The 10,867-nt window shown below is 34.8% G+C and carries 10 protein-coding genes; 4 read left to right on the top strand and 6 right to left on the bottom strand.

The annotated features are described in order from the left end of the window. Positions 1-33: 33 nt before the first annotated feature. Entirely contained in the window at positions 34-906 is an 873-nt protein-coding gene (gene dapA / locus Q0A18_RS06990) for a 4-hydroxy-tetrahydrodipicolinate synthase (RefSeq protein WP_292009430.1), read from the bottom strand. 106 nt (positions 907-1,012) lie between these two features. Between dapA and Q0A18_RS06985 the strand changes: the two genes are divergently transcribed. Genes Q0A18_RS06985 through recO form a run of 4 tightly spaced genes read left to right on the top strand, consistent with a single transcriptional unit; the run spans position 1,013 to position 5,649 of the window. Continuing rightward, positions 1,013-1,768: a 5'-nucleotidase gene (locus Q0A18_RS06985; RefSeq protein WP_292009429.1), complete on the top strand. Its 756-nt coding sequence runs from the start codon at positions 1,013-1,015 to the stop codon at positions 1,766-1,768. Continuing rightward, positions 1,768-2,718 carry a metallophosphatase gene (locus tag Q0A18_RS06980; protein ID WP_292009428.1) on the top strand — a complete coding sequence of 317 codons (951 nt, stop codon included), beginning with the start codon at positions 1,768-1,770 and terminating at the stop codon, positions 2,716-2,718. Before Q0A18_RS06985 ends, Q0A18_RS06980 begins: the two co-directional genes overlap by 1 nt. A 1-nt stretch (position 2,719) precedes the next feature. After that, positions 2,720-4,963 carry a hypothetical protein gene (locus tag Q0A18_RS06975; protein ID WP_292009427.1) on the top strand — a complete coding sequence of 748 codons (2,244 nt, stop codon included), beginning with the start codon at positions 2,720-2,722 and terminating at the stop codon, positions 4,961-4,963. Further along, positions 4,963-5,649 carry a DNA repair protein RecO gene (gene recO, locus Q0A18_RS06970; protein ID WP_292009426.1) on the top strand — a complete coding sequence of 229 codons (687 nt, stop codon included), beginning with the start codon at positions 4,963-4,965 and terminating at the stop codon, positions 5,647-5,649. The genes Q0A18_RS06975 and recO overlap by 1 nt, the downstream gene beginning before the upstream one ends. Here the strand turns inward: recO and Q0A18_RS06965 are convergent. The 5 genes from Q0A18_RS06965 to Q0A18_RS06945 form a co-directional block, all read right to left on the bottom strand. Continuing rightward, positions 5,627-8,311, bottom strand: a complete 2,685-nt coding sequence (locus Q0A18_RS06965) for a glucosidase (RefSeq protein WP_292009425.1) — start codon at positions 8,309-8,311, stop codon at positions 5,627-5,629. The two genes, recO and Q0A18_RS06965, sit on opposite strands and share 23 nt — an antisense overlap. A 106-nt stretch (positions 8,312-8,417) precedes the next feature. Further along, positions 8,418-9,227, bottom strand: coding sequence for a glucose 1-dehydrogenase (locus Q0A18_RS06960; protein ID WP_292009424.1), 810 nt, complete (start codon positions 9,225-9,227; stop codon positions 8,418-8,420). Between the two features lie 74 nt (positions 9,228-9,301). Beyond that, the gene (locus Q0A18_RS06955; protein WP_292009423.1) at positions 9,302-9,772 is read right to left on the bottom strand and encodes a GNAT family N-acetyltransferase; all 471 of its coding nucleotides are present in this window, start codon (positions 9,770-9,772) and stop codon (positions 9,302-9,304) included. A 6-nt stretch (positions 9,773-9,778) separates the two neighbouring features. Then, the gene (locus tag Q0A18_RS06950) at positions 9,779-10,396 is read right to left on the bottom strand and encodes a DUF1684 domain-containing protein (protein WP_292009422.1); all 618 of its coding nucleotides are present in this window, start codon (positions 10,394-10,396) and stop codon (positions 9,779-9,781) included. A 37-nt stretch (positions 10,397-10,433) separates the two neighbouring features. Further along, positions 10,434-10,867: hypothetical protein (locus Q0A18_RS06945; protein WP_363315961.1), on the bottom strand; the 434-nt coding region annotated here is incomplete at its 5' end.

Genomic DNA, 10,867 nt, shown 5'->3' with positions numbered 1-10,867 from the left:
TTTTCAATTACTATTTTGATTATTTATATTCGGTTAAATTTTAGACATTTCATTTTTAATTTTGGCATATAATCCTTCTGAGGCTTTAACAAGAGGAAGTCTCAAATTATTTTTAACAATACCTTTTTCCGTTAAAATCACCTTAATTCCGCAAGGATTACCTTCTGCAAAAATCAAACGCGTAATTTCCACCAGTTTATTATGAATTTCATATGCTTCTTTTATCTTTCCTTCAAAAGCCAACCGTACCATTGTAGAAAATTCTTTTGGATATCCTTGCCCAATCACTGAAATAACACCATCACCTCCTGCTAATGTTACAGGTAAAGTAAATTCATCATCGCCGGAAACCAGCGAAAATCCTTCAGGCTTTTTTCTAAGGATGTCAAAATATTGTAAAATATTGGGCGCAGCTTCTTTAATCATAATCAAATTAGGAAATTCCCTAGCAAGGCGAAGGGTAGTCTCCGCTTCAATATTCTGTCCCGTTCTTGAAGGTACATTATAAATTATAATGTTCTTACCTGTGGAAGCTAATGCTTTATAATGCTGGTAAAGTCCTTCTTGATTAGGTTTATTATAATAAGGAGATACAGATAAAACAGCTTCAAATGCGGACAAATCTGTTTCTTCTATCTGTTTCTTTACTTCAAGAGTATTGTTTCCTCCGATCCCAAGAACTAAAGGAAGACGTTTATTATTTATCTTGACAATATGATCAACCACCTGTTTCTTTTCTGCTTCAGAAAGAGTCGCAGCTTCTGCTGTTGTTCCTAAAACAACTAAATAGTTGATACCATTCTCAATGTTGTATTCCACCAGTTTCGTTAGACTGTCGAAATCAACTGATAAATCTTCATTAAAGGGTGTTACTAGCGCAACCCCTACTCCTTTTAAAATACTCATAAGCTAGAATTATATTTTTCAAATTTAATAATTTACTCCAAGAATTTATTATAATTTCTCATATTTTATTATACATATAATTATATTTGCATATATTAAAAGAACTATGAAAAAGAAATTCTTGTTATTGGGAATTGGTCTGGTTGCACTGACTTCTTGTAAAACAACTTCTCTGCAAGTTGCCAACGTGCAGACTCAGAAAAATATCTCTATTAATAAAGAACTACAGAGTGATGCGGAATTCGTGAAAATAATTGAACCTTATAAACAAAAGCTGGATAAAGAGATGAATCAAAAAATCTCTCATACCAGTGTAGATCTTAGCAAATTAGGAGACAACAGCAATCTGGGAAATTTATTAGCTGATTTCACATTCGATGGTGCTGATGAATGGACCAGAATCCACCTTCAAAAAAATGTGGATGCAGCTTTGATCAATATCGGAGGAATCCGTACTTCAATAGGCAAAGGAGATATTCTTCTTAAAAGCGTATACGAAGTAATGCCGTTTGAAAATGAAGTAATCATTGTAAAAATGAAAGGATCCGATCTGCAAGGCCTTTTTGATTATTACGCTAAAACCCAAGTTAATAATCCGGTCTCTCATCTGTATATTGAAACAACCAACGGAAAACCTACCAAGGCTCTGATCAGTGGAAAGCCAGTAAACCCGACACAGGATTATTATATTGCAACCTCTGACTATCTAGCATTAGGAGGTGATAATATGTCATTTTTCGCGAAAGGAGAATCTATTCCGACAGGAATAAAATTAAGAGATCTTTTCATTGAGTATTTCAAAAAAAATTCAGAGATCGTTCCGAACACAGATATACGTTTAAATTTTATAGGTAAGAAATAATGGATAGAAAAAGTTTTTTAAAAGCTATTGGTGGAGGAAGCTTGGCATTGGCTCTTACCCCTAACTTAATGATGGCGGAAAGCTTACAGCTCAACAAACTGAAAGCTTCTCACAAATTAACCATTCTTCATACCAACGATCAGCATAGCAGAATTGAGCCTTTCGACGAAAGCTATACTAAAAACCCTAATCAGGGAGGCTTTGCCCGAAGAGCAAGTCTGATTCAGCAGATCAGAAATCAGGAAGACAATGTATTGCTACTGGACTCCGGAGATATATTCCAGGGAACACCTTATTTCAACTTTTTTGGAGGTGAACTTGAATTCAAGCTCATGTCCATGATGAAATACGATGCCTCTACCATGGGAAATCATGATTTTGATAATGGACTGGACGGTTTTTTAAAGGTTTTACCAAATGCCAAATTTCCATTCATATGCTCTAACTATGATTTTAAAAACACCATTTTAGATGGAAAAACTTCACCTTACAGAGTTTTCAATAAAAATGGAATTAAAGTCGGAATCTTTGGTGTAGGAATCCAATTGGATGGACTGGTAGGCAAAAAGCAATATGCGGAAACTGTTTATTCAGATCCAGTAGATGTAGCACAACACTATTCCAGTTTCTTAAAAAATGATCAGAAATGTGATCTGGTTATTTGTTTATCTCATATCGGATATGATTACAAAGATGAACCGAATAAGATAAGTGACAAAATATTGGCTTCTAAAACAGACAATATAGATATCATTCTCGGAGGGCATACACATACTTTTTTACCGGAGCCTCAAACATTTCAGAACAGACAGGGAAAAAATGTTTTAGTCAATCAGGTTGGATGGGCCGGTCTTCTTTTAGGAAGAATCGATTTCTATTTTGATTCTAATAAAAATGTACAGCACATTTCCTGGAACAATCAGATAATAGACAGCAGCATAATCGCATAATATGAAAAAACTCTCTTTAGTTTCTCTTGGTATTTTAGCTTCTTTTCAGTGGATAAACGCTCAGGTTATTTCTTCAAAAAAATGGACGGACTTATTTTCCTATAATAATGTGCTGGCTATGAAGGGTGACAATGGACGAATCATTGCTGCTACTGAAAATGGAATTTTCTATTATACCGTCTCTACAGGAGAAGTTACCAAATTATCTAAAGCCAATGGACTGCATGAAGTGAAAATTTCTGCATTTGATTATAATCCACAGACTAAAATCGGATTAGTAGGATATCAGAATGGTTCCATGGATTTAATAACACCACAGGGAGTTACCTACGTTGTTGATATTCCTATTGCCACGGGTTATAGTGGAAATAAAAAAATCAATCATATATCCATTACCGGAAATAAGGCTGTCGTTTCTGTAGGTTATGGAGTTTCTATCTTTGATCTGGACAAAAAAGAATTTGGGGATTCTGCTTTCTTTTTAACAGGCGGGGCCTATGAAGCCAGTAATGAAGCTACCATTATTGATAATAAAGTATATTCTGTAACAAATACCGGATTAAAAAGCCATGATATGAATACCACTTTTCCGGTTTTCAGTACATGGGCTACAGAAATGGCAGGCATATTTACCCATATAGATTCAGAGTCAACTCTTGCTTTTTCTTCTGCTACAACTGCCTATTTATATAATAATGGGACAGCAACTGCTTTGCCGATGTCATTCGGAAATATACAGGATGTTGTGGTTAACAACGATAATATTATCATAACAGATGCCAGCAGGATTTATACTTTTAATACGAATGGAAACAGTGAAAATATCGTAAGTTTTGGAGAAACCTGTAATACAGCTACCACAATGGGAGGTCAGGTATATGGAGGAACTCAATTGTCAGGAATAAAAAATGAGAGCAATTCCAGCTTTAAGCCTGACGGCCCCTACAATAATACTTCTTATAAAATTTCATTATTAAATGATCAGCTTTGGGTTTCCTCAGGAAACAGAGATGCCTATAATGGTCCTATATATAAAGATTTGGGCTATTATCATTTTGATGGAAGCAAATGGAATTATCCGGATTATTTTTTAAACAATCCCATTAACTTTAATGTACTGGATGCTGTTCCCAATCCGTCTAATCCTTCTGAGGTATTTTTCACTAACTACTCTTTTGAACCCAACCAGAAAGGGATTTACAAAATGGAAAATAATGTCTTTAAAAAGGCATATATGACCAATGACTCAGAACAATATTACAACAGGCCTGTTGGAATCGTTTTTGATGAGAATAACAATTTGTTTGTTTCTGCCGGATTAATACAAAATGCCAATTTAAATGTGGGTTACTACTATTATAATAAATCTTCCGACGACTTCACCCTTGTACCAGTGGTTAATGGGGGGAGTGCTCAAAAACCTCTTGTAAAAGACGGGATTATCTATATTCCAAGTCCTTTTATCTCGCCGGGAGGGATGATTATGAAAGAATACGGGAACAATCCTACTTCTACATCATCTGCAGTAAAATTCTTGCAGATGAGTAATGGATTACCTGCCAACGGAACAGTCTCCGCAGCTCTTGATAAGGATGATAATTTATGGATAGGAACCCGCGCAGGATTAAGAATTCTCTCAGATCCCAAATCAGCTATTAATGAAACTTCACCACAAACTTCATCTATCATTATTGAACAAAACGGAATCGCTGAAGAACTTTTCAGGGATAATACCATACTGCAGATAGAAGCAGATGCAGGAAATTATAAATGGGTTTCTGTAGATGGCGGCGGTGTATATTATTTATCTTCTACAGGAGAACAGACCATTAAACATTTTACTAAAGAAAATTCTCCTTTACCCACAAACAGTGTTACAGATATCAAAGTAGATAAGAAAACAGGAAAAGTATATTTCGTTACTCTGGATGGCATTGTGACTTATCAGGGAGATGTTGCGGATGTAACTTCCGGATTCGGTAAAATAGTTGTATACCCAAATCCTGTGGTGTATGCCAACTTCAAAGGAAATGTTACCATTAAAGGCTTAGCCGAAAAAACCAATATAAGAATCACCGATGCAGCAGGAAATATTGTTCACTCTGCAATAGCAAGAGGAGGTTATTATGAATGGAACCTTAATAATCAGAAAGGAAAAAGAGTAGCGTCAGGAATTTATTTTGTATTGATGACCAATGAAGATGGTAGTGATAAAGCTACTGCAAAAATAGCTGTTGTTAATTAATGAATTCACAAAACGGCTTTCTGTTATCTTTTATAAAATATGGGGAAAATGATGCTATTCTTCATTGTTTCACCGAAGAAGATGGCTTTCAGTCTTATTTCTTTAAAGGAATTTATACTCAAAAAAATAAGAAAAAAGCATTATTACTTCCCTTCCATAAACTGGCTTTTTATATCAAACCTTTAAAAGGTAATGGCATACATTCCCTCTCAAAGCTAGAACTACTGAAGAGCCATGAGATTTATAATGATATTAAAAACAATACTGTTGTTTTTTTTATCTCTGATTTTTTAAATCAGGTCCTTAAAAATGAAAATAAAAACCCCCACATTTTCAGAGGTATTGAGGAATTTATCCTGGAGCTGGAATCTCAAAACTACCAGTCTCACCTTATTTTTATGATTAAACTTTTAGAGATACAGGGAGTTGCTCCTTTGATCAGTGATCACCCTTATCTTGACCCTGAAACAGGAAATTTCAATTCTGTTCTTATACATCAACTATTTGGAGAAGATATTTCAGCTATCTGGAAACTTATCATTTCTTCGCCTGATCCCTATTCCGTCAAAATTCCTTCAGCTTTAAGAAAAAATTTTCTTGATAGTATTTTAGTTTATTATCATTATCATATTACTGATTTTAAAATCCCCGCTTCATTAGAGGTTATTCAGCAGATCTTCGAATAATTTCCGGTTCTTTATCTTTCGGCATTTCTGTTTCGGATTCCGCTATTTCTTTTTTGGAAAACCTTGGCTGCAATATTTTAGCGATAAGCCCAGTCCATCCGGTTTGGTGAGAGGCTCCTACCCCACGTCCGTTATCTCCATGAAAATATTCATAAAACAAAATATAATCTTTAAAATCAGGATCTTTCTGAAATCTGGGATATTGTTTATTAAAAGGACGGTTTCCATTTTCATCTTTTAAAAATATAGCTGATAATCTTTTACTTAAAGCATCTGCAATTTGATCTAAATTGGAATAATTTCCACTTCCGGTAGGATATTCCACTAAAAAATCAGGACTATAATAAAAGAAGAAACGCTGTAAACTTTCAATAATTAAAAAATTAATGGGAAACCAAATAGGACCCCGCCAATTGCTATTCCCCCCAAAAAGGCCACTGTCACTTTCTGCTGGTGTATATTTTACAGTATACTCTGTTCCGTCTAAATTAAGTTTAAAAGGATTTTGCTCATATTCTTTAGACAATGCACGGACTCCGTAATCACTAAGAAATTCATTAGGGTTAAGCATTCTTTTTAATAGTCTTTTCAATCTGTGTCCTCTTAGTAATGACAGTAGATGCTTGGAGTCTTCTCCTTTAATCTCCCAATGTGAGACCAATTCGGCCAGCTCAGGTTTATTTTCAAGAACCCAGTCCATCCTGCTTTTAAAACCAGGAAGATTTTCAATCATTTCATCATCTATAACTTCAACTGCAAACAGAGGTATTAATCCTACAATGGTTCTTAATCTCAGGTACATATGCTGACAGTCTCCCGATGCAATAGCATCATAAAAGAATTCATCTTCATCATCCCATAAACCGAATTCTTCATCCCCCATATTATCCAGGGAATGGGCAATCGAAAGAAAATGTTCAAAAAATTTGGTTGCCATTTCTTCGTAAACCCTGTTATACTGAGCAAGTTCCAATGCAATTCTCATCATATTAAGGGCAAACATTGCCATCCAGCTTGTTCCATCTGCCTGTTCCAGCTGTGCACCATTGGGAAGAACGCTGTTTCTGTCAAATACTCCAATATTATCAAGGCCTAAGAATCCACCTTCAAAAATATTATTACCATTACTGTCTTTCTTATTTACCCACCACGTAAAGTTCATAAGCAGCTTTTGGAAAGCACTTTCCAGAAATTCGAGATCAGGTTTTTCTTTTAAGTATTCATCAATTTTAAATACTCTGAAAACTGCCCATGCATGAACCGGAGGATTCACATCACTTAAGTTCCATTCGTAAGCGGGAAGCTGTCCGTTCGGATGCATATACCATTCAAAAGTGAAAAGTTTCAGCTGATGTTTAGCAAAATCAGGGTCAATCAAAGAAAAACTTATGGTATGGAAAGCCAAATCCCATGTCGCATACCAGGGATACTCCCATTTATCCGGCATAGAAATGATATGCTCATTATTAAGATGCTCCCATTCATAGTTTCTTATCCGATCTCTGGATTTAGGCGGTTGTATTTCTGCTGGATCTCCTCTAAGCCATTTTTCAACATTATAATGGTAAAACATCTTATTCCATAACATTCCAGCGAAAGCCTGTCTCTGAACCAACTTTTCATCTTCAGAATGGATACCTTTCTGGATTTCTTCATAAAATTCATCCGCCTCAGATTTTCTATCTTCAAAAGCTGTTTCAAAAATTTCAAACGGCTCCTCCAGATCCTTATCTGAAAGTCTGAATTCAAAAACTTTAGATTCTTTAGGTTTGAAAACATCCTCTATAAAAAACGCTGCTTTAGTACCTTTATTTTCAGGATTAACCGACCCTTGCTTCCGATGAATAATAAAATCATTAATTCCATCCTTGCAGAAATCCGTCATATTGACTGCCTGATAAAGCTTCCTGTTATTAGTTTCATTTTCACAAAACAAGACTTTTTCAGACTGTCTGGCATATATGTTTTTAATTTCTATATCTTTATGGTTTACCCTAATACAAAGAGGGTTATCAGATTGTAATTGCGGTTTATAATCATTATACCCCCAACTCCAGGTATTTCTAAACCATGCAGTAGGAAGAATCACCAATGGAGCTTCTTGATCAGCTTTATTAACAATAGTCAGTTTTACTAAAATATCAGAGGGACCTTCTTTAGCATATTCAATGAAAATATCAAAATATTCATTCTGATCAAAAACACCGGTATCTATCAATTCATATTCTGCCTGATTACGGTCTCTTTCTGCATTCTTTTGTAAGAGGTCATCATAAGGAAAGGCATTTTGAGGATATTTATACAACATCTTCATATAAGAATGCGTAGGTGTGGAATCCAGATAATAAAAGTATTCTTTTACATCTTCTCCATGATTTCCCTGTCCGTTGGTTAATCCGAAAAAACGTTCTTTTATAATTCTATCTTTTTTATTCCAGAAACCTATAGAAAAAACCAGTTTCTGAAGATCGTCACAAATTCCGCAGATTCCTTCTTCACCCCATCTGTATGTTTTGGATTCAGCAATATCATGACTTGTATAATTCCATGCATCGCCATTGGGACTATAGTCTTCACGGACGAGCCCCCATTCCCGATTACTTACATAAGGTCCCCATTTTTTCCATATAATATCCGGAATTCTTTGTTTTTCTGATGCCATAACGAATAATATTTGAATGAGTAAAGTATAAATAATAAAAAAAATATTAAGTTAAAAAGCTAATTACTTTCCAACTTAATATTTTTATTTAATAATAACTATAAAATTATCCTCCTGTAGAGAAGCTTTCAAAGGTAGTCATTCCCCCATCCACAAAGATACTTGTACCTGTAATATAATCTGCCAGATCACTTGCCAAGAAGGCAGCTAGATTACCAATATCCTGAGGCTGTCCTATTCTGTTATAGGGAATAAGAGTTAATAAACTTTCCAATGCTTCAGGTGTACTCCATGCACTATAATTAATAGGGGTCTGGATAGCTCCCGGACATATTGAATTAACACGGATTTTATCTCCTCCATGTTCCTGTGCCAATGTCTGCATGAGCATTCTTATAGCTCCTTTACTTGCAGCATAGTTAGCATGCCCAGCCCAAGGAATAACTTCATGAACGGAACTGATATGGATGATTTTTCCACAGGCTATAGAACGGGATGGATCAATTCCTCTTCTTAGAAATTCTTTAATAGCTTCCCTTGCACAAAGGAACTGTCCTGTAAGGTTAATTCCAATAAGGGTATTCCACTGGTCAAATGTCATTTCAGTAAACGGTGCATCTTTCTGAACCCCTGCATTATTTACCAAAATATCAACGGTTCCTAATTGAGAGACCACATCCTGAAACATTTTAATTACCTGATCTTCTTTGGAGACGTCACATTGATAAGTAATACCTTTTCCTCCCGCATCTGTTATTTCTTTTAAAACAGCTTTTGCTTTATCCAAAGATTGTTCTGATGGATGGTTAATAACGACTTCCGCACCAGCCTCTGCCAATGATTTTGCTATTCCTGATCCGATTCCGCTGGAACTACCGGTAACAACAGCTACCTGATTTTTAAGAGATATTTTCATATTGTATTTTTTTGAAACTACTCAAAGTTAATTTAAAATTTCAATAAAGAAATAATATATCAATTAAATTTTTCTTAAAGTTCTTTACACATAAGATACTGCACACCATTACGCCCTATTCTTGTTTTGCCATTAAAAACATATCCAGTTTTAAGGTAAAGATGATAAGCTGAATCATTTTTCTGGTTAACAGCCAGTACAATTTCATTACAATTCTTAAAGTGCTTTCTAATAAAACCAACCACTTCCAACATTGCAAATTTCCCAAGACCTTTTCCCTGAAATTTAGGATTGACAGATAATGAACGTAATAATACGGAATCAGGATTTTCCGTCAGATCCAATTTATCTTCTCCGAAATCCAATACAAAAAAACCGACAGCTTTTTCATTATAAAAAATAGTTACCGCATATGCGTCTGTACTATTTTTATCTTTAATTCTTTGCAAAGCTTGCTCAGGAGTAGCAGTATAACGAACCTGAATATCATCCAGTTCATAAGATAATAAAGGAAGATCCTCCTCTGTATAAAAAGCTAATTTCATAAAATATTAATGATGATAAATATCTTCATACATTACTCCGGCACGGATATCTACAGGAAGTTTATTTTCCTCCGGAACAATAGGGCAGTTATAATCATAAGCATTATAAGCGCAAAAGGGCTGATAAGACTGATTGAAGTCTAAAATGATGGTATTTCCTTTTGGAATTTTCAAGTCCATATACTTTCCTCCACCATAAGTTTCTTTTCCATTAGTAACATCCCGAAAAGGAAGAAACAGATAATCTTTATATTTTTTCTGTTTCAGCAGATCCATACTTTGATATAAAGTTAAAGTATAAGAGTGGCCATCCAGTTCAAAAGTTGCTTTTCCGTATTCCCTATAATTTTTAGTCTTTCCCGAAGAAGTTGGAATCTCAAAAGGTTTGGGATTTTTTGTTTTAGTGAATTGAGCAGTAACTCTATATTTTCTATTAAAAGGAAAGAAAGGATGCTCTTTAAAATTAGTAAAATTATCGCCTCTCAACGGAGTTTTTTCTGGGTTTAGGTATTCAGCATTCAGCTCTTCCTGAAATTTTCTAACTTCCATTATTTCTTTTGAAACCATCTTTTGAGAGAATGTGAGCAATGGTAAAACAAGAAAAAGTATGATGTATTTTTTCATAGTTTAAATATTAGTTTAACTTTCAATCATCCGTTTTTTATGAATAAGATTCCGAAATCTTCACACGATACACATCAAGAGAATTTCTCTTAATAGCTTTCACATAAAAACCCCCTTCTTCAGGAATCACTTCTTTAAGATCAAAACTTTTACAATCTCCCGGCAATCCTGAAAAGATAAGAGTAAACCAAAAATCCTGCATAAAAGGGACCGTGGTCCAGGACGGAAACATAGAAATATTTTCTGTATGAATCAGATTGCTTTTATGCCCGGTAATCTCATCAATCAGATAAGTGGAAGGCCAGATCCTGATCAGGTTTCCCAAATAAGGGGAAGCAGGAAAACAACAATGTACAATCACCTGTTTTTCCTCTTCTATTTTAGTTTGAAGAGATTCCAGAATTTCTTTTGCAATAATTGGTTTTATTTCTATTGTTTCCACTGATGATAATCTATTAAAGAGATACAAAT

It is taken from the genome of Chryseobacterium sp. (genome assembly GCF_022712095.1).
Taxonomy (GTDB): Bacteria; Bacteroidota; Bacteroidia; order Flavobacteriales; family Weeksellaceae; genus Chryseobacterium.
This window is presented reverse-complemented; position numbering and strand designations above follow the sequence as displayed.